The sequence below is a fragment of the Mycobacterium sp. genome (assembly GCF_039583805.1).
Lineage (GTDB): Bacteria > Actinomycetota > Actinomycetes > Mycobacteriales > Mycobacteriaceae > Mycobacterium.
Window position 1 is genome coordinate 1 of sequence record NZ_JAVKSH010000084.1, and the last position, 16,728, is coordinate 16,728.

Below are 16,728 nucleotides of genomic sequence, written 5' to 3' on the forward strand. Positions count from 1 at the left end.
GGACACGGCGAGACTGGCCGGGGCGGCCGTGCGGGCGGTGCCGCGCGGCCATTCGGCTGTGGACTAAGCGGCAACTGGGGATAACTGTCCGTCGTCACCTGCCGGCGGGGCCGCGATGTCGGCCCACTCGCGCAAGGTGTTGGCATGACCAGGTTGACGCGCGCCGAACTGGGAGCGCTCGGTGAACAGGTGGCCGTCGATCATCTGACCCGGCTGGGCCTGCAGATCCTGACCCGCAACTGGCGTTGCCGCTACGGAGAGCTGGATGTGATCGCCGTCGACCCGGTCACCGCCACCGTGGTGTTCGTCGAGGTCAAGACCCGGGCCGGCGACGGCTTCGGCGGGCTGGCCTACGCGGTGACCGAGCAGAAGCTGCGCCGGCTGCGCCGGCTGGCCGCGGTGTGGCTGGCCGGCCAGCACCGGTGCTGGCCGGCGATCCGCATCGACGTGATCGGGGTGCGCGTCGGCCGGCGCCGGACTCCGGAGATCAGTCACCTGCGGGGGGTGGGCTGATGGCGCTGGGGCGCGCGTTCTCGGTCGCGGTCCGCGGGCTCGACGGCGAGATCGTCGAGATCGAAGCCGACATCACCTCGGGTCTGCCGGGCGTCCACCTGGTGGGTCTGCCCGACGCAGCGTTGCAGGAGTCGCGCGACCGGGTCCGCGCGGCGATCACCAACTGCGGCAATACCTGGCCGATGGCGCGGCTGACGCTGGCGCTCTCGCCGGCCACGCTGCCCAAGATGGGCTCGGTCTACGACATCGCGCTGGCCGCCGCGGTGCTCTCGGCGCAGCGCAAAACCCCGTGGCGGCGGCTGGAGAGCGTCGTGCTGCTGGGAGAGCTGGCTCTGGACGGCCGGGTGCGGCCGGTGCGCGGGGTGCTGCCCGCCGTGCTGGCCGCCAAGAACGGGGGCTGGACGGCTGTCGTCGTGCCGGTGCAGAACCTGGCCGAAGCCAGCCTCGTCGACGGCATCGACGTCTGGGGTGTGCGGTCCCTGGGCCAACTGCAGGCCTGGCTGGCCGGGTCGACCGCGTTGGAGGGCCGAATCACCGACGCGCGGCTGGCGACTGAGTCCTACGCCGATCTGGCCGACGTGGCTGGGCAGGCCCAGGCCCGCTTCGCCGTCGAGGTGGCTGCCGCCGGCGCGCATCACCTCATGCTGACCGGACCGCCAGGAGTGGGCAAAACGATGCTGGCCAAACGTCTTCCGGGCCTACTGCCACCGCTGTCGGAAAGCGAGGCGCTGGAGGTCACCGCGATTCATTCGGTGGCCGGCCTGTTGTCGGGTGCCACGCCGCTGATCACCCGGCCGCCGTTCGAGGCGCCGCATCACAACTCCAGCGTCGCGGCGCTGGTCGGCGGCGGGTCGGGCCTGGCCCGGCCGGGCGCCGTCAGCCGGGCGCACCGCGGGGTGCTGTTCCTCGACGAGTGCGCCGAGATCGGTGTCAGCGCGCTGGAGGCATTGCGAACACCGTTGGAGGACGGTGAGATTCGGCTCGCGCGACGCGACGGGGTGGCCCGCTATCCGGCTCGTTTCCAACTGGTGTTGGCGGCCAATCCGTGTCCCTGCGCACCCGCGGACCCGCGCGACTGCATCTGCGCGGGAGCCGTCAAGCGCCGCTACCTCGGTCGGCTGTCCGGCCCACTGCTGGACCGCGTCGACCTGCGGGTGCAAATGCATCCGGTTCGGATGGGTGAGTTCTCCGCGGGAGAGGCCGAGTCGACGGCGCAGGTGCGCAGCAGGGTGGCGGGGGCACGGGGCGCGGCCGCCGAGCGGTGGCGCCCGCACGGATTTCGCACCAACGCCGAGGTCAGTGGAGCGCTGCTGCGGCGCCGATTCCGGCTCGGCGCCGCGGCAATGGAGCCGCTGCGCACCGCGCTGGATCGTGGGCTGCTGTCGGTGCGGGGCGTCGACCGCACCCTGCGGGTCGCGTGGACGCTGGCCGATCTGAGCGGGCGTACCTCGCCCGGGCTCGACGAGGTCGCGGCCGGACTCAGCTTTCGTCAGCCCGGAGCGTCGCGATGAGCGACCTGACGCTGCGAGCCTGGGCCTACCTGTCGCGCGTGGTCGAGCCGCCCTGCGCCGAGCTCGCCGCCTTGGTGGGCCGTGTCGGGCCGGTGGACGCGGCCGAACTGATCCGGCGTGGGCAGGTCGACGGCACCCTGGCTCGACTGACCGAGGCACGGCATGAAATAAACTGCGCTGCAACAGACCTCGAGTTGCTCGACCGCCGGGGCGGTCGGTTGGTCACACCGGGCGACGACGAGTGGCCGGTGTTGGCGTTCACCGCGTTCGGCGGTGCCGCGGCGGCGGCAAAACCGCACTGCCGGGTGCCGTTGGTGCTGTGGGCGCTGGGCCCGGCACGGCTCGACGAGACCGCGCAGCGGGCGGCGGCCGTCGTGGGGACCCGCGCTGCCACCAGCTACGGCGAGTGCGTCGCGGCCGATCTCGCCGCCGGGTTGGCCGAACGCGGGGTCGCGGTGGTGTCCGGCGGCGCCTACGGCATCGACGGCGCTGCTCATCGTGCGGCGCTGGCAACGCAGGGGGTCACCATTGCGGTCCTGGCGGGGGGACTCGACATTCTCTATCCCGCAGGACATTCCGGCTTGCTGCATCGGATCGGCCGACACGGTCTGCTGGTCAGCGAGTACCCGCCGGGCGTCCGCCCGGCTCGACATCGGTTCCTCACCCGGAACCGCCTGGTGGCCGCGCTGGCCGGGGCGGTGGTGGTGGTCGAGGCCGGTCTGCGCAGCGGCGCCGCCAACACCGCCGCGTGGGCACGAACGCTGGGCCGGGTGGTCAGTGCGGTGCCCGGACCGGTCACCTCGTCGGCGTCGGCGGGTTGCCACGCGTTGCTGCGCGACGGGGCGGAGCTGGTGACTCGCGCCGACGACCTCATCGAATTGGTGGGACATATCGGGGAATTGGCGCCGGAGCAGCCCCGGCCCGCGACCGCCCTGGACAGCCTGAGCGACACCGAGCGGCAGGTCTATAACGCGCTGCCGGGGCGTGGGGCCGCCACCGTCGACGAGATCGCCGTCGCCGCCGGGCTGGCGCCGCCGCGAGTGCTCGGACCGCTGGCCATGCTGGAAGTCGCCGACCTGGTCGAGCGACACGACGGCCGCTGGCGCATCACCAGGCGCCGTCGGGCGACGTGAACGGCACCCACGTGCCGCCGATCCGCGCGGTAACGGCCGGGCCCGACGCGGCCGGCCGAGCGCCGGGCTGGCATCCTCAACGCCATGGCGTTCGGGGACTACCAGTTCGAGATCTACCTGCAGGGCCTTTCCGGGGTGATGCCCCCGTTGCCCATGGCATTCGCCGACCTGGAAGCCAAGGCGGCCGCGGCCATGCCGGCGTCGGTGTGGTCGTACGTCGCCGGCGGAGCCGGCGACGAGCAGACCCAGCAGGCCAACTGCCGCGCCTTCGAGCGTTGGGGGCTCGTCCCGCGGATGTTCGTCGGCGCCACGGACCGCGACCTGTCGGTGCAGCTGTTCGACATGACGCTGCCGTCACCGGTGTTCATGGCGCCCATCGGTGTCATCGGCATCTGCGCCCAGGACGGCCACGGCGATCTGGCCACCGCTCGCGCCGCCGCGCGCACCGGTGTCCCGATGGTGGTGTCGACGCTGACAGCCGACCCGCTCGAAGACGTCGCCGCCGAATTCGGGGACACCCCCGGTTTCTTCCAGCTCTACACCCCGAACGATCGCGAGCTGGCCGCCAGCCTGGTCCACCGCGCCGAGGCCGCCGGCTACAAGGGCATCGTCGTCACGCTCGACACCTGGGTGCCCGGCTGGCGCCCGCGCGACCTGTCCACGGCGAACTTCCCGCAGCTGCGCGGGCATTGTCTGAGCAACTACACCAGCGATCCGGTGTTTCGGGCCGGCCTGCAACAACCGCCGGACGCCGACCCGCGAGCCGTCGTGCTGCGCTGGGTGCAGCTGTTAGGCCACTCGTTGACCTGGGATGACCTGCCGTGGCTGCGGTCGCTGACCGATCTGCCGCTGATCGTCAAGGGCATCTGCCACCCCGACGACGTACGCCGCGCCAAAGACCACGGTGTCGACGGCATCTACTGTTCCAACCACGGTGGCCGGCAGGCCAACGGCGGCCTGCCCGCCCTGGACTGTCTGCCCGCGGTCGTCGACGCGGCCGGCGGGCTGCCCGTGCTGTTCGACTCCGGTGTCCGCAGCGGCGCCGACGTCGTCAAGGCGCTCGCGCTGGGCGCGACGGTGGTGGGCATCGGCCGCCCCTACGCCTACGGCGTGGCGCTCGGCGGGACCGACGGGATCGTGCACGTGCTGCGCTCGCTGCTGGCCGAGGCCGACCTGATCATGGCCATCGACGGGTATCCGGCGCTGAAAGATCTCACCCCCGAGGCGCTGCGGCGCGTCAGCTGACCGGCACGGTCGGCGTCTGCGACCGTGGGGGAGTGCCGCTGGATATCGACGCGATCCTCGACGAGTTCGACGAGTTTCTGGCGTTGCACTGCGGTCGTTCGGCGCACACCCGCCGCGCGTACCGGGGCGATCTGCGGTCGCTGTTCGACTTTCTGGCCGGACGTGCGCCCGGCTCCGGCCTGCGGGGCCTGAGCCTGCCGGCGTTGCGATCCTGGCTGGCAGACCAGGCCGGCGCCGGCGCCGCGCGGACCACGCTGGCGCGACGCACGTCCGCGGTCAGGGCGTTCACCGCCTGGGCAGTGCGGCGCGGCCTGCTCGACACCGACCCCGGTGCCCGGCTACAGGCACCCAGGTCGCATCGCACCCTGCCGGCAGTGCTGCGCCAGGATCAGGCGATGGCCGCCATGTCAGCGGCGAAATCCGGTGCGCAGCAGGGTGATCCGCTGGCCCTGCGGGACCGGTTGATCGTCGAGCTGCTCTATGCCACCGGCATCCGCGTCAGCGAACTGTGCGGCCTGGACCTCGACGACGTCGACACCGGGCATCGACTGGTGCGCGTCCTGGGCAAGGGCGACAAACAGCGCACCGCGCCGTTCGGCGAGCCGGCGGCCGAGGCGCTCACGGCGTGGCTGGCCGACGGGCGTCCCGCGCTGGCCACCGCCGAGTCGGGACCGGCGCTGCTGTTGGGCGCGCGGGGCCGTCGGCTCGATGTCCGGCAGGCCCGCACAGTCGTGCATCAGACCGTCGCCGCCGTCGACGGCGCACCCGACATGGGGCCGCACGGGTTGCGGCATAGCGCGGCGACCCACCTCCTCGAAGGCGGTGCCGATCTGCGCGTGGTCCAGGAGCTGCTGGGCCATTCGAGCCTGGCGACCACTCAGATCTACACGCATGTCACCGTCGCACGGCTGCGCGCGGTGCACGATCAGGCCCACCCGCGGGCCTAGCCCCGTCACATCAGCCCAGTCATATCAGCCCAGTCATATCAGCCCAGTCATATCAGCAGCAGGCGCCGACCATGACGTGCTGCTCCGGTGTGACATCGCATACGACATCACAGCGGAGAAGGCACCAATCCCTCGCCCAGGGACAGCTGAAACGCGTGAGGTTCGCGCGGTCAGCTCATCCGGCCAGCGGTTTCAGTCGGATCGGCGTGGACGCCAGCAGACCGAGCGGGTCGACGTAGTCCGCGCGGGCCGCCGGACCCCACATCGCGCCCCAGTGCAGGCACGCCGGGGCGCCGCAGCCGGGATGGCCGCCGACCAGTTCGCCGATCACCGTCTCGGCGCTCACCCGCTGCCCGGCCCGCACGGCGGCCCGCACCGGCTGGTAGCTGGTGCGCAGACCGCCCGGATGGGCCAGCGACACCACCGGCCGCCCGCCTGACATGCCGGCGAACACGACGGTCGCGCCGCCCGCCGCATATACCGGCTGGCCGGGCACGCCGGCCAGGTCCACACCCCGGTGCCCGGCATGCCAGTTCGGCGACGGCGCGTCGAAGCGGTGCACGACGGCCGGGCGGGGACGCAGCGGCCAGTCCAGCCGCGCGTCGTCGGCAACCGCCGGGGCGGCGCATCCCACCATCACCGCCAGCGTCAGCGCCACGAGCCGCACCCGCCCAGTTCACCCCGGTGGGCGCCGCGGCGACAGTCGGCCTGTGCACAACGCACCATGTAGACTGCTGCTCGCGGTCCGCGTCAGCGGGCTGACTTCGCGCGTCTGCAGCCGAACGGATGCCGCGCGGTCCCGTCGTTGCGGCGGGTCCGGCATCCGGCAGACGCCAGGGCCCGGCGTCACCCGACGCCGGGCGACAACCGACACACGAGTTGGGCACACGCATGGCCGTAGTCACCATGAAACAGCTGCTGGACAGCGGCACCCACTTCGGGCATCAGACCCGTCGCTGGAACCCCAAGATGAAGCGGTTCATTTTCACCGACCGCAACGGCATCTACATCATCGACCTGCAACAGACGCTGAAGTTCATCGACAAGGCGTACGAGTTCGTCAAAGAAACCGTCGCGCACGGCGGCAGCGTCCTGTTCGTCGGCACTAAGAAGCAGGCCCAGGAGGCCATCGCCGCCGAAGCCACCCGCGTCGGCATGCCGTACGTCAACCAGCGCTGGCTGGGTGGCATGCTCACCAACTTCTCCACCGTGCACAAGCGACTGCAGCGACTCAAGGAGCTGGAGGCCATGGAGCAGACCGGTGGCTTCGAGGGCCGCACCAAGAAGGAGATCCTGGGCCTGACCCGGGAGAAGAACAAGCTGGAGCGCAGCCTCGGCGGTATCCGGGACATGAACAAGGTGCCGTCGGCGGTCTGGGTCGTCGACACCAACAAGGAGCACATCGCCGTCGGTGAGGCCCGCAAGCTGGGCATCCCGGTGATCGCGATCCTGGACACCAACTGCGACCCCGACGAGGTGGACTACCCGGTCCCGGGCAACGACGACGCGATCCGTTCGGCGGCGCTGTTGACCAAGGTGATCGCCTCGGCGGTCGCCGAGGGTCTACAGGCCCGCGCCGGCCTGGGTCGCGACGAGGACAAGCCCGAGGCCGGCGCGGCCGAGCCGCTGGCCGAGTGGGAGCAGGAACTTCTGGCTTCGGCAACGCCCGCGGTCACCGCCGCCGACACCACCACGGAAGGCTGATATGGCGAACTACACCGCCGCCGACGTCAAGCGACTGCGTGAGCTGACCGGCGCCGGCATGCTGGACTGCAAGAACGCGTTGGCCGACAGCGACGGCGATTTCGACAAGGCCGTGGAGGCCTTGCGCATCAAGGGCGCCAAGGACGTCGGCAAGCGGGCCGCGCGGGCCACCGCCGAGGGCCTGGTCGCAGCCCGGGACGGCGCGCTGATCGAGCTGAACTGCGAGACCGACTTCGTCGCCAAGAACGCGGAATTTCAGGCCCTGGCCGAACAGGTCGTCGCCGTGGCCGCGTCGTCGCAGGCCGCCGACACCGACACGCTCGGTGCGGCCGACGCGGGCGGCAAAACCGTCGAGCAGGTGATCGCCGAGCTGTCGGCCAAGATCGGCGAGAAGCTGCAACTGCGCCGGGTGGCGTTCTTCGACGGCACCGTCGAGACCTACCTGCACAAGCGCTCGGCTGACCTGCCGCCGGCCGTCGGCGTGCTGGTCGAATACGTCCCGGGCCGCGACCCGGACACCAGCGCGGAGGCGGCGCACGGGGTCGCCCTGCAGATCGCTGCACTCAGGGCGCGCTACCTGAGCCGCGACGACGTGCCCGCCGACGTGGTGGCCGGTGAACGGCGCATCGCCGAGGAGACCGCCAAGGCCGAGGGCAAGCCCGAGCAGGCGCTGCCCAAGATCGTGGAGGGCCGGCTGAACGGCTTCTTCAAGGACACCGTGCTGCTCGAGCAGCCGTCGGTGTCCGACAGCAAAAAGACCGTCAAGGCGCTGCTCGACGAGGCCGGCGTCACGGTGACCCGCTTCGTCCGCTTCGAGGTGGGCCAGCAGTAACGTCGAGCCATGCGATACGTGCACGCGTTCGGCGACGACGCTCTGGGTGAGCTCGACGCGGTCGGCGTGGCCGACGCCCTCAAGTCCGGTCGGATCGGCCGGGCCGAGGTCGTCGAGGCCGCCATCGCCCGCACCGGAGCCGTCAACGAGCACCTGAACGGTCTGGCCTATCAGGCGTTCGACCGTGCGCGCGCCGACGCGTCGGCGCCGGCCCGGGACGGCTTTTTCAGCGGCGTGCCGACGTTCATCAAGGACAACGTCGAGGCGGCCGGGATGCCGACGATGCGGGGCACCGACGCCTGGGATCCGCAGCCGGCTGCCGCCGACGGCGACTTCGCCCGGCTGTATCTGTCCACCGGGCTCAACCCGCTGGGGAAGACCCAGTTGAGCGAGTTCGGGTTCAGTGCCGTCGCCGAGCATCCCCGGCTGGGCCCGGTGCGCAATCCGTGGAACACCGACCACACCGCCGCCGCGTCGTCGGCGGGATCGGCGGCGTTCGTGGCCGCGGGTGTGGTGCCGATCGCGCACGCCAACGACGGCGGCGGGTCCATCCGCATCCCGGCCTCCTGCAACGGGCTGGTGGGTCTCAAACCGTCCCGCGGCCGGCTGCCGCTGGACAAGGATTTCCGCCGGATGCCGCTGCGGATCGTCTACAACGGCGTGCTGACCCGCTCGGTCCGCGACGCCGCCGCCTTCTACCGGGAGGCCGAACGCGCCTGGCGCAACCGCAAGTTGCCGCCCGTCGGCGATGTCAGCGGCCCCGGCAAAAGGCGGCTGAAGATCGCCGTCATCACCCGGTCGATCGGCCGGGAGGCCGACCCCGAGGTGCGGGAGCTGACGTTGAAGACCGCGGCGCTGCTGGACGAGCTGGGCCACCGGGTGGCGCACATCGACACCCCGCCGTTGCCGGCCTCGTTCGCGGACGACTTCCTGCTGTACTGGGCGTTCCTCGCCACAGCGCTGGTGCGCGGGGGGCGGCGGATGTTCGGTCCGTCATTCGACCGCACCAAGCTGGACAACCTGACGCTGGGACTGGACCGCTACGCCGGCCGCCGCGTGCACAGGCTGCCGCTGGCCATCGCCCGACTGGCCGGCTCAGGTCGGCTCAGCGCACGGTTCTTTCGCAGCTACGACGTGCTGCTGACCCCGACGCTGGCCCACCAGACTCCCCGCGTCGGCTACCTGGACCCGACCGCGGATTACCAGCAGATCATCGACCGGCTGATGGACTGGGTGGCGTTCACGCCGCCGCAGAACGCGACCGGCGATCCGGCGATCTCGCTGCCGCTGGCCCACACCGCGGCCGGGTTACCGCAGGGCATGATGTTCAGCGCGGCGCGCGGGCGGGAAGCACGCTTGCTTGAGCTCGCCTACGAGCTCGAAGAAGCGCGGCCCTGGGCCCGCATCCAGGCCGGCGCGCGCTAATCAGATCCCACCGCGTCGAGCATTCGCCGCAAATCGCGCTGCTCGGCAGGCGACAACGTGGCGAGGATGCGGGCATCGGCTTCGCGCACGGCGGCCTCGGCCCGCTTCAGTAGGCTGCGGCCCGCACCGGTCAGCGTGGCCGGCAGCGCGCGTCCCGACACCGCAGATTCCGGACGAGCCACCGCACCGGAGTTTTCCAGCCTGTGCAACACTGCGTTCATCGCCTGCGGTGTCACGTTGGTGTGGCGCGACAATTGAGCATTGGACAGTCCAGGATTCATGGAAAGCACTCGCATGCACACGAATTCGGGCAGGGTCAAGGCGAGTGGGCTCAACGCCGCGGACATTTCCGGCCGCAGTGCGGCGCCCACCCGGTAGAGCAGGTAACCCAGCGGCGCGTCGTCGATCCCAGCCATGTCAGTTATCTTGACATATATCAGCCACATTGATATACATCAGACATGACTGACGTGCAGCGGTTCGATTTCGATCCGGCCTACCGCGGCCAGGCCGCAGAGTTCGGGCCGGGTGCCCGGCCGCCGTGGAGCATCGGAGAGCCGCAACCGGAGCTCGCGGCGCTGATCGAGGCGGGCAAGGTCCACGGTGACGTGCTCGACGCCGGCTGCGGCGAGGCGGCGGTGTCGCTGCACCTGGCGGCGCTGGGGCACAACACCCTCGGGTTGGACGCCTCGCCGACCGCGATCGACTTGGCCAGGGCCGAGGCCGCCCGGCGGGGCCTGAACAACGCATCGTTCGCCGTCGCCGACATCACGGACTTCACCAGCTATCCGACCGGTTCCGAAGGCCGGTTCGGCACGATCGTCGACTCCACGTTGTTCCATTCGATGCCGGTCGAACTGCGTGAGAAATACCAGCAGTCCATAGTCCGCGCCGCCGCGAGGGGGGCGTCGTATTTCGTGTTGGTGTTCGCCCGCGGCGGGATGCCCGAAGGCCCGGCCCACCCGGTCACCGACGACGAGCTGCACGCAGTGGTGTCGAAGTACTGGGTGGTCGACGAGATCCGGCCGGCCAGAATCCACGCCAATTTCCCTGGCGACCTTCCCGCCGAGTTCCCGGTGTCGCAGATGCGCGACGAGGGCAACGGGCGCAGATCGATGCCTGCCTGGCTGCTGTCGGCGCATCTCGGCTGAGGTTCACCGCGGGTTCGCCCCGACGCTGCGGCGCTGCGGCGCTGCGGAAAAGCTCTCCCCGACAAGCACTTTCGGGTGCGTTTACGGGTCTGGTCACTGAACGCCCAGGGGATCCGAGCTCCCGTGTGTGATCGCTCACATCGGCGGCGTGTCGCGGCAACGGCGACGGGCCCTCGAATCCCCTCCCGGTACCGTAGAGTGGAGGAGTCAGACCAGCGATTCGCTTTAGCTGCCGCGCCCCCATCGACCCCGCCCCCATCGACAAGGTGGGCCTGTCTTGTGCGGCTCGGCGTGGCCGCGCCGGAATGGGCGAGATGTCGCGGCGTTGGCGCTCGCTAGTAACCCTGGACGTATCTCTCGCCCCGATAAAGGAGTGCACGTGATGGCCGGTCGGTACACCTATCGTGTGGTCTGGTCTGCCAGGCACCAGAAGTACGCGGTCCGCTGTGTCGAGCGGCCGATCTTGACGGCGCTGGGAGCCACTCCGCAGGAGGCGCTCGACGAGATGGTGGACCTCGTCGTCGGCGGCAGGGATGCCGCGGTTGCGGGGTCTGCCGCCGCGGAGGGTGCGTCGGCCGGCTCGGGGCGCCCGACGGCGCCGCCGCGTGTGGTGCCACGCTGGCTGACCCGCTGCTGAGACGCGGTCTCACCCGCCACGGCGAGCAGGGTCGTCCGCTGGCGTCCGGCCGTCGTCGTCGGCGTCGGCGCCCGCCGCAGGTGCGGCGCGCGGCTTCCGCCGGGCCCCGAGCGCGGCGTTGCGGAGCACCAGTCGGGTGTAGTCGGATTCCAGCCGACTGTTCCGGGTCTCCAGCTCCAGGATGTGGGCGATCCCGGCCAGGTTGACGCCCTGGTCGACGAGTTCGCTGATCCGCTTGAGGCGCTCGACGTCGTCGTCGCTGTACCGGCGGGTGCCGCCCTCCGTGCGTGACGGTGTGAGCAATCCGCGGCGCTCGTAGAGACGCAACGTCTGCGGCCCGATACCGGACAGCTCGGAGGTCACCGAGATGCCGTAGAGGCCACGGGCGGACCGCGACGCGGACTCGTCGGACACCGGTTCCTCCCTGGGAGAAATTCTGGGTAGTACTTGCACAACAATATACTCTGTGCTATCACAAAGCTATGTCATCTGACATAGATTAACTGCAGCAAAGGAGGCAGAAGATGGTGCTGATGCGCACGGATCCATTCCGTGAGCTGGACCGGTGGACCCAGCAGGTGCTCGGCACGGCGGCACGGCCGGCGGTGATGCCGATGGACGCCTGGCGCGAGGGCGACCAGTTCATCGTCGAGTTCGACCTGCCCGGCGTGAAGCCGGATTCGCTCGATCTGGACGTCGAGCGCAATGTGCTGACGGTGCGCGCCGAACGTGCCGACCTCGACCAGAACCGTGAGATGGTCTCGGCGGAGCGGCCGCGTGGGGTGTTCAGCCGGCAGCTGTTCCTGGGTGAGAACCTCGACACCGACAGGATCGAGGCCGGTTACCAGGACGGCGTCCTGCGGCTCTCGATTCCGGTCGCCGAGAAGGCCAAGCCGCGCCGCATCGAGATCAGCCACGACGGGCACCAGACAGCGATCAACGCCTGACGGCTCCGCCGGCAGGATGTGGTCGCCGGTCAAGGAGGTGATGCGTCCAGCGTCGCAACCGGTTTGGTGGCGCCGGGGTGGGCGAGCACGACGGCTCGCTGTGCGCCCACCCCGGATGCGCTACCGTCCCTCGGACGCAACGGGAAGTGGCCCACGATGATCGACCCCTACACGGTGCTGGGTGTGTCGTTCGACGCCACTCAGGCCGAAATCACCCACGCGTACCGCTGCCACCTGCGCGACTATCACCCGGACCGCGCCCACCCTGACCGGCCCAACCCTGACCGGCCCAACCCTGACCGGCCCAACCCTGACCGGCCCAACCCTGACCGGCAGGGGACTGACCGGCAGGGGACTGACGCCAGTTCGGGTGCCGACGAGCGGTTACGGCAGATCCTTGCGGCGTACGCACTGCTGCGCGACCCGGCCCGGCGGGCCGCCTACGACCGCGTGCACCCCGTTCGCACCAGCGGGCCCACCCGGGTGCCCGTCACCCGCAGCGAAACATCCGGCCGGGAGCCTCCGCTACGGGCCGGACCGGTCCGCTGGCATCGCTGACCGCGACTCGCGCCGGTCCACGTCCCCGGCGTGACGCTGCCGAGCTGCCAGGACCAGCGAACAGACTGCGCGGGGATTTCGACTGAGGGCATCGGCGGCCACCGCCGCAACCACGGCCACGGTGTGTGCACCATGCGATGCATGCCCGGGCAGACAGGAAGGCCCGGTCCGGCGGACCGGGCCTACCTTCGGTGTCACGCTACTGCTGGTGGGATTGCTCCCGCTTTTCGGATACCGCCGCTCTGACGCGGGCCGCGTCGGCTTCGGCCTCTTTCTTCGCCGTCTCGCGCTGGGCTTCGGCCTTGTCCTGCTGGGCCTGGCCCTCCCGGACGAGCTCGTCTTGGCCGAGCACGGTGCCGGCGACCTCCTTGGCCTTACCCTTGACGCCTTCCACGACGCCCTTCACGCCTTCAGCAGGCCCACTCGTGTTGTCATCCGCCATCAGTCCTCCTAGTTCGCTCGAGTCCCGCCGGCCGGTGGTTTCGACCGTTTCGCGGCGCAGCGCGAAGGCGTATTAGTCATCTCCCACTTCCGCTTGTCCCCGCCGCGAGAGCGCGCATTCCCCCGGCGCGCGATGCTCAAACCTCAGCTTCGTGGCGGCGTTGTTTGGTCCCGACCGCGGCGGCATCGAGAATTGGAACGACGTCGACACATCGTGGGAGTATCTGTCCAAACGCCGAACATCAACCTGGCCCCGTGGGCACGCTGGGTGGTGTCCATGAGGCAGGATGAAAGCCGCCGTCTCGGGGGGCGCCGGGATGGCCCGACCGAGGAGTCTGATGACAGAGCCGGGGCCGACGAGCACCAGCGGTGTCGAGCAATTTGCCCAGGACAACGGATGTCACGACGGCGAGCCGGCCAGTCGGCCCCACTACCACCGGGTATTGCTCAAGCTGGGCGGCGAGATGTTCGGCGGGGGACAGGTCGGGTTGGACCCTGACGTGGTGGCGCAGGTCGCCCGTCAGATCGCCGAGGTGGTCCGCGCCGGTGTGCAGGTTGCCGTGGTGATCGGCGGCGGCAACTTCTTCCGCGGCGCGCAGCTGCAGCAGCGCGGCATGGAGCGCACCCGCTCGGACTACATGGGGATGCTCGGAACCGTCATGAACAGCCTTGCGCTGCAAGACTTCTTAGAAAAGGAAGGCATCGCCACCCGGGTCCAGACCGCGATCACGATGGGGCAGGTCGCCGAGCCGTACATTCCGCTGCGGGCACGCCGTCACCTGGAGAAGGGGCGGGTGGTCATCTTCGGCGCCGGCATGGGGCTGCCGTATTTCTCCACCGACACCACCGCCGCTCAGCGCGCGCTGGAGATCGGCGCCGAGGTGGTGCTGATGGCCAAGGCCGTCGACGGGGTGTTCACCGAGGACCCGCGCGAGAATCCGGCGGCGGAGCTGCTCACCGCGGTCAGCCACCGTGAAGTGATCGACCGCGGGCTGCGGGTGGCCGACGCCACCGCGTTCAGCCTGTGTATGGACAACGGCATGCCGATCCTGGTGTTCAATCTCCTGACCGACGGCAACATCGCCCGCGCGGTCGCGGGTGAGAGGATCGGCACGCTGGTCAGCGACGGGAGGATGTCATGATCGACGAGGCGCTCTTCGACGCCGAAGAAAAGATGGAAAAGGCCGTGTCGGTGGCCCGTGACGATCTGTCGACGATCCGGACCGGTCGGGCCAATCCGGGCATGTTCTCCCGCATCGTCATCGACTACTACGGCACCGCCACTGCGATCACCCAGCTGTCCAGCATCAACGTCCCAGAGGCCCGGCTGGTCGTCATCAAGCCCTACGAGGCCAACCAGTTGCATGCCATCGAGACAGCCATCCGCAACTCCGACTTGGGGCTTAACCCGACCAACGACGGCACGCTGATCCGGGTGGCGGTGCCTGCGCTGACCGAGGAACGCCGTCGAGAACTGGTCAAGCAGGCGCGGCACAAGGGTGAGGAGGCCCGGGTCTCGGTGCGCAACATCCGTCGCAAAGCCATGGAGGAGCTGCACCGCATCCGCAAAGACGGCGAGGCCGGTGAGGACGAGGTCGGCCGGGCCGAAAAGGAGCTCGACAAGACCACCCACCAGTACGTCACCCAGATCGACGAGCTGGTCAAGCACAAAGAAGGCGAGCTGCTGGAGGTCTAGCGGCCGCTCAGCAACGACACGTCCGTGGCAGACACCGAAACTGGCGCAGGCACCCGGGTCGACGGGTCGGCGCAGCCGGCGTCGCGGGCCGGGCGGAACTTGCCGGTGGCGATCATCGTCGGGGTCGTGCTGGCCGGCGGCGTCATCGCGTGCCTGCTCTACGCGCGATACGCGTTCGTGGGCCTTCTTGCCGCGGGCGTCCTGCTGGGCACCCTGGAAGTGGCGCGGCGCCTGCGCACGGCCGGCTACGTGGTCCCGATCATCCCGCTGGTCATCGGTGGCCAGGTCTTGCTGTGGCTGACGTGGCCCTTCGGCGCGCGCGGCGCCCTGGCCGGGTTCGGTGTCACCGTCATGGTCTGCATGATGTGGCGGCTGCTGACCCGCCACGGGCGCAGCGCCGCCCCGGTCCCGGACGCCGCTCCGGCGAACTATCTGCGCGACGTGTCGGCGACGATTTTCCTGGCCGCCTGGGTCCCGTTGTTCGCGTCGTTCGCCGCCCTGCTGGTCTACCCGCACGACGGCGCCGGCCGGGTGTTCTGCCTGGCGGTCGGCGTGGTCAGCTCCGACGTGGGCGGCTACGCCGCGGGTGTGCTCTTCGGCAGGCATCCGATGGTTCCGGCGATCAGCCCGCGCAAGTCGTGGGAGGGGTTGGCCGGTTCGCTGGTGTTCGGGTTGACCGCGACCACCCTGAGCGTGACCTATCTGGTCGGCAAGCCGGTCTGGATCGGCGTGTTGCTGGGCCTGACCCTGGTCGGCACCGCCACCCTCGGCGACCTGGTGGAGTCCCAGGTCAAGCGGGACCTCGGTATCAAGGACATGGGCAGCTTGCTGCCCGGGCACGGCGGGGTCCTCGACCGGTTCGACGGGTTCCTGCCGTCGGCGGTGGCGGCCTGGGCCGTGTTGGCGCTGGTCCCGTGACATCGCCCGGGTCGGCGCCGCACCGACCGCCACGGCACTGGGCCGACTTGGACGAGGCGGGCCGCGCGGCGGCCGTCGCCGAACTGGGCCTGCCGGCGTTCCGGGCCGCACAGCTCACCCGCCAGTACTACGGCCGGCTGATCGCCGACCCGCACCAGATGACCGACCTGCCGGCCGGCGTGCGAGACCGGATCGCGCGGGAACTCTTCCCCGAGTTGCTCACCGCCGCGCGGTCGATGGCCTGCGATGCCGGCGAGACCCGCAAGACGCTGTGGCGGGCCGTCGACCACAGCGGCGTCGAGTCGGTGCTGATGCGTTACCCGCGACGCAACACGGTGTGCGTCTCGTCGCAGGCGGGCTGCGGCATGGGGTGTCCGTTCTGCGCGACCGGCCGGGCCGGGCTGACCCGCAACCTGTCGACCGCGGAGATCCTCGAACAGGTCCGGGCCGCTGCCGCGACACTGCGCGACGACTTCGGCGACCGGTTGTCGAACGTGGTCTTCATGGGCATGGGGGAGCCGCTGGCCAACTACGCCAGGGTGGTGGCCGCGGTGCGTCGCATCACCTCGCCCGCCGGCTTCGGGATCTCGGCGCGCTCGGTGACGGTGTCGACGGTGGGATTGGTGCCGGCCATCCGAACACTCGCCGACGAGCAGCTCGGTGTGACGCTGGCGCTGTCGCTGCACGCCCCCGACGACGAGCTGCGCGACACCCTGGTACCGGTCAACCACCGGTGGAAGGTTGCCGACGCTCTGGATGCGGCGCGCTACTACGCCGACGCGACGGGCCGGCGGGTTTCGGTCGAATACGCGTTGATCCGGGATGTCAACGACCAGGCGTGGCGGGCCGACCTTGTGGGTGCGCGGTTGCGCTGCGCACTCGGCCCGCTGGCGCATGTGAACGTCATCCCGCTGAACCCCACGCCGGGCAGCCGCTGGGACGCCAGCGACAAACCCGTGCAGCGTGAATTCGTCCGGCGCGTCCGCGCCGCCGGGGTGTCCTGCACGGTGCGCGACACCCGAGGCCGTGAGATCGCCGCCGCGTGCGGACAGTTGGCCGCCGGCGGTTAG

At 70.3% G+C, this 16,728-nt stretch carries 19 protein-coding genes and 1 pseudogene; 16 read left to right on the plus strand and 4 right to left on the minus strand.

Annotation, left to right across the window (positions count from 1 at the left end):
* The first annotated feature begins 144 nt into the window (after nucleotides 1-144).
* The 5 genes from ABDW21_RS12255 (at nucleotide 145) to ABDW21_RS12275 (ending at nucleotide 5,349) form a co-directional block, all read left to right on the plus strand.
* Nucleotides 145-513, plus strand: coding sequence for a YraN family protein (locus ABDW21_RS12255; protein WP_343599434.1), 369 nt, complete (start codon nucleotides 145-147; stop codon nucleotides 511-513).
* Nucleotides 513-2,024, plus strand: a complete 1,512-nt coding sequence (locus ABDW21_RS12260) for a YifB family Mg chelatase-like AAA ATPase (RefSeq protein WP_343599432.1) — start codon at nucleotides 513-515, stop codon at nucleotides 2,022-2,024. Before ABDW21_RS12255 ends, ABDW21_RS12260 begins: the two co-directional genes overlap by 1 nt.
* Nucleotides 2,021-3,157, plus strand: coding sequence for a DNA-processing protein DprA (dprA, locus tag ABDW21_RS12265; protein WP_343599430.1), 1,137 nt, complete (start codon nucleotides 2,021-2,023; stop codon nucleotides 3,155-3,157). The genes ABDW21_RS12260 and dprA overlap by 4 nt, the downstream gene beginning before the upstream one ends.
* A gap of 84 nt (nucleotides 3,158-3,241) precedes the next feature.
* Nucleotides 3,242-4,402, plus strand: a complete 1,161-nt coding sequence (locus ABDW21_RS12270; RefSeq protein WP_343599428.1) for an alpha-hydroxy-acid oxidizing protein — start codon at nucleotides 3,242-3,244, stop codon at nucleotides 4,400-4,402.
* 44 nt (nucleotides 4,403-4,446) lie between these two features.
* Nucleotides 4,447-5,349 (plus strand): tyrosine recombinase XerC, encoded by a 903-nt coding sequence (locus ABDW21_RS12275; RefSeq protein ID WP_343710495.1) that lies wholly within the window; start codon nucleotides 4,447-4,449, stop codon nucleotides 5,347-5,349.
* A 181-nt stretch (nucleotides 5,350-5,530) separates the two neighbouring features.
* Here ABDW21_RS12275 and ABDW21_RS12280 read toward each other — a convergent pair.
* A pseudogene (locus ABDW21_RS12280) lies at nucleotides 5,531-6,016 on the minus strand (M23 family metallopeptidase); the annotation flags it as partial.
* 224 nt (nucleotides 6,017-6,240) lie between these two features.
* Between ABDW21_RS12280 and rpsB the strand changes: the two are divergent.
* The 3 genes from rpsB to ABDW21_RS12295 are packed head-to-tail and all read left to right on the plus strand — an operon-like array spanning nucleotide 6,241 to nucleotide 9,310.
* On the plus strand, nucleotides 6,241-7,053 hold the full coding sequence (gene rpsB, locus ABDW21_RS12285; RefSeq protein WP_343599426.1) for a 30S ribosomal protein S2: 813 nt from the start codon (nucleotides 6,241-6,243) through the stop codon (nucleotides 7,051-7,053).
* A 1-nt stretch (nucleotide 7,054) separates the two neighbouring features.
* A complete protein-coding gene (tsf, locus tag ABDW21_RS12290) occupies nucleotides 7,055-7,885 on the plus strand; it encodes a translation elongation factor Ts (RefSeq protein ID WP_343599424.1) in 831 nt (276 codons plus the stop codon).
* A gap of 9 nt (nucleotides 7,886-7,894) precedes the next feature.
* A complete protein-coding gene (locus tag ABDW21_RS12295) occupies nucleotides 7,895-9,310 on the plus strand; it encodes an amidase (protein WP_343599422.1) in 1,416 nt (471 codons plus the stop codon).
* Here ABDW21_RS12295 and ABDW21_RS12300 read toward each other — a convergent pair.
* Nucleotides 9,307-9,726 carry a MarR family transcriptional regulator gene (locus ABDW21_RS12300; protein ID WP_343710493.1) on the minus strand — a complete coding sequence of 140 codons (420 nt, stop codon included), beginning with the start codon at nucleotides 9,724-9,726 and terminating at the stop codon, nucleotides 9,307-9,309. The two genes, ABDW21_RS12295 and ABDW21_RS12300, sit on opposite strands and share 4 nt — an antisense overlap.
* Before the next feature lie 45 nt (nucleotides 9,727-9,771).
* Here ABDW21_RS12300 and ABDW21_RS12305 point away from each other — a divergent pair, with 45 nt between their 5' ends.
* Entirely contained in the window at nucleotides 9,772-10,461 is a 690-nt protein-coding gene (locus ABDW21_RS12305) for a class I SAM-dependent methyltransferase (RefSeq protein ID WP_343599418.1), read from the plus strand.
* Between the two features lie 382 nt (nucleotides 10,462-10,843).
* Nucleotides 10,844-11,098, plus strand: a complete 255-nt coding sequence (locus tag ABDW21_RS12310; protein ID WP_343599417.1) for a hypothetical protein — start codon at nucleotides 10,844-10,846, stop codon at nucleotides 11,096-11,098.
* A gap of 9 nt (nucleotides 11,099-11,107) precedes the next feature.
* Here ABDW21_RS12310 and ABDW21_RS12315 read toward each other — a convergent pair whose 3' ends face one another.
* Nucleotides 11,108-11,512, minus strand: coding sequence for a helix-turn-helix transcriptional regulator (locus tag ABDW21_RS12315; RefSeq protein ID WP_343599416.1), 405 nt, complete (start codon nucleotides 11,510-11,512; stop codon nucleotides 11,108-11,110).
* Nucleotides 11,513-11,622: 110 nt separating this feature from the next.
* Here ABDW21_RS12315 and ABDW21_RS12320 point away from each other — a divergent pair, with 110 nt between their 5' ends.
* Together ABDW21_RS12320 and ABDW21_RS12325 are read left to right on the plus strand one after the other, a co-directional pair.
* Entirely contained in the window at nucleotides 11,623-12,045 is a 423-nt protein-coding gene (locus ABDW21_RS12320; protein WP_343599414.1) for an HSP20 family small heat-shock protein, read from the plus strand.
* 156 nt (nucleotides 12,046-12,201) lie between these two features.
* Nucleotides 12,202-12,603, plus strand: a complete 402-nt coding sequence (locus ABDW21_RS12325; RefSeq protein ID WP_343599412.1) for a J domain-containing protein — start codon at nucleotides 12,202-12,204, stop codon at nucleotides 12,601-12,603.
* 199 nt (nucleotides 12,604-12,802) lie between these two features.
* On the opposite strand, the gene ABDW21_RS12330 is transcribed toward ABDW21_RS12325, so the two are convergent.
* Entirely contained in the window at nucleotides 12,803-13,045 is a 243-nt protein-coding gene (locus ABDW21_RS12330; protein WP_343599445.1) for a CsbD family protein, read from the minus strand.
* Between the two features lie 337 nt (nucleotides 13,046-13,382).
* Here ABDW21_RS12330 and pyrH point away from each other — a divergent pair, with 337 nt between their 5' ends.
* From pyrH to rlmN, 4 genes are read left to right on the plus strand one after another with little or no spacing between them, the layout of a single operon-like run.
* The gene (gene pyrH, locus ABDW21_RS12335) at nucleotides 13,383-14,186 is read left to right on the plus strand and encodes a UMP kinase (RefSeq protein ID WP_343599410.1); all 804 of its coding nucleotides are present in this window, start codon (nucleotides 13,383-13,385) and stop codon (nucleotides 14,184-14,186) included.
* Complete coding sequence (frr, locus tag ABDW21_RS12340) at nucleotides 14,183-14,740, plus strand: ribosome recycling factor (protein ID WP_343599408.1); 558 nt, start codon at nucleotides 14,183-14,185, stop codon at nucleotides 14,738-14,740. The genes pyrH and frr overlap by 4 nt, the downstream gene beginning before the upstream one ends.
* Before the next feature lie 24 nt (nucleotides 14,741-14,764).
* Nucleotides 14,765-15,658 carry a phosphatidate cytidylyltransferase gene (locus ABDW21_RS12345; RefSeq protein WP_343710494.1) on the plus strand — a complete coding sequence of 298 codons (894 nt, stop codon included), beginning with the start codon at nucleotides 14,765-14,767 and terminating at the stop codon, nucleotides 15,656-15,658.
* Complete coding sequence (gene rlmN, locus ABDW21_RS12350; protein WP_343599405.1) at nucleotides 15,655-16,728, plus strand: 23S rRNA (adenine(2503)-C(2))-methyltransferase RlmN; 1,074 nt, start codon at nucleotides 15,655-15,657, stop codon at nucleotides 16,726-16,728. The genes ABDW21_RS12345 and rlmN overlap by 4 nt, the downstream gene beginning before the upstream one ends.

Excerpts from the sequence above, each read along its gene's own strand:
- ABDW21_RS12255 (WP_343599434.1), top strand. The coding sequence starts at position 145 with ATGACCAGGTTGACGCGCGCCGAACTGGGAGCGCTCGGTGAACAGGTG.
- ABDW21_RS12260 (WP_343599432.1), top strand. The coding sequence starts at position 513 with ATGGCGCTGGGGCGCGCGTTCTCGGTCGCGGTCCGCGGGCTCGACGGC.
- dprA (WP_343599430.1), top strand. The coding sequence starts at position 2,021 with ATGAGCGACCTGACGCTGCGAGCCTGGGCCTACCTGTCGCGCGTGGTC.
- ABDW21_RS12270 (WP_343599428.1), top strand. The coding sequence starts at position 3,242 with ATGGCGTTCGGGGACTACCAGTTCGAGATCTACCTGCAGGGCCTTTCC.
- rpsB (WP_343599426.1), top strand. The coding sequence starts at position 6,241 with ATGGCCGTAGTCACCATGAAACAGCTGCTGGACAGCGGCACCCACTTC.
- tsf (WP_343599424.1), top strand. The coding sequence starts at position 7,055 with ATGGCGAACTACACCGCCGCCGACGTCAAGCGACTGCGTGAGCTGACC.
- ABDW21_RS12295 (WP_343599422.1), top strand. The coding sequence starts at position 7,895 with ATGCGATACGTGCACGCGTTCGGCGACGACGCTCTGGGTGAGCTCGAC.
- ABDW21_RS12300 (WP_343710493.1), bottom strand. The coding sequence starts at position 9,726 with ATGGCTGGGATCGACGACGCGCCGCTGGGTTACCTGCTCTACCGGGTG.
- ABDW21_RS12305 (WP_343599418.1), top strand. The coding sequence starts at position 9,772 with ATGACTGACGTGCAGCGGTTCGATTTCGATCCGGCCTACCGCGGCCAG.
- ABDW21_RS12310 (WP_343599417.1), top strand. The coding sequence starts at position 10,844 with ATGGCCGGTCGGTACACCTATCGTGTGGTCTGGTCTGCCAGGCACCAG.
- ABDW21_RS12320 (WP_343599414.1), top strand. The coding sequence starts at position 11,623 with ATGGTGCTGATGCGCACGGATCCATTCCGTGAGCTGGACCGGTGGACC.
- ABDW21_RS12325 (WP_343599412.1), top strand. The coding sequence starts at position 12,202 with ATGATCGACCCCTACACGGTGCTGGGTGTGTCGTTCGACGCCACTCAG.
- ABDW21_RS12330 (WP_343599445.1), bottom strand. The coding sequence starts at position 13,045 with ATGGCGGATGACAACACGAGTGGGCCTGCTGAAGGCGTGAAGGGCGTC.
- pyrH (WP_343599410.1), top strand. The coding sequence starts at position 13,383 with ATGACAGAGCCGGGGCCGACGAGCACCAGCGGTGTCGAGCAATTTGCC.
- frr (WP_343599408.1), top strand. The coding sequence starts at position 14,183 with ATGATCGACGAGGCGCTCTTCGACGCCGAAGAAAAGATGGAAAAGGCC.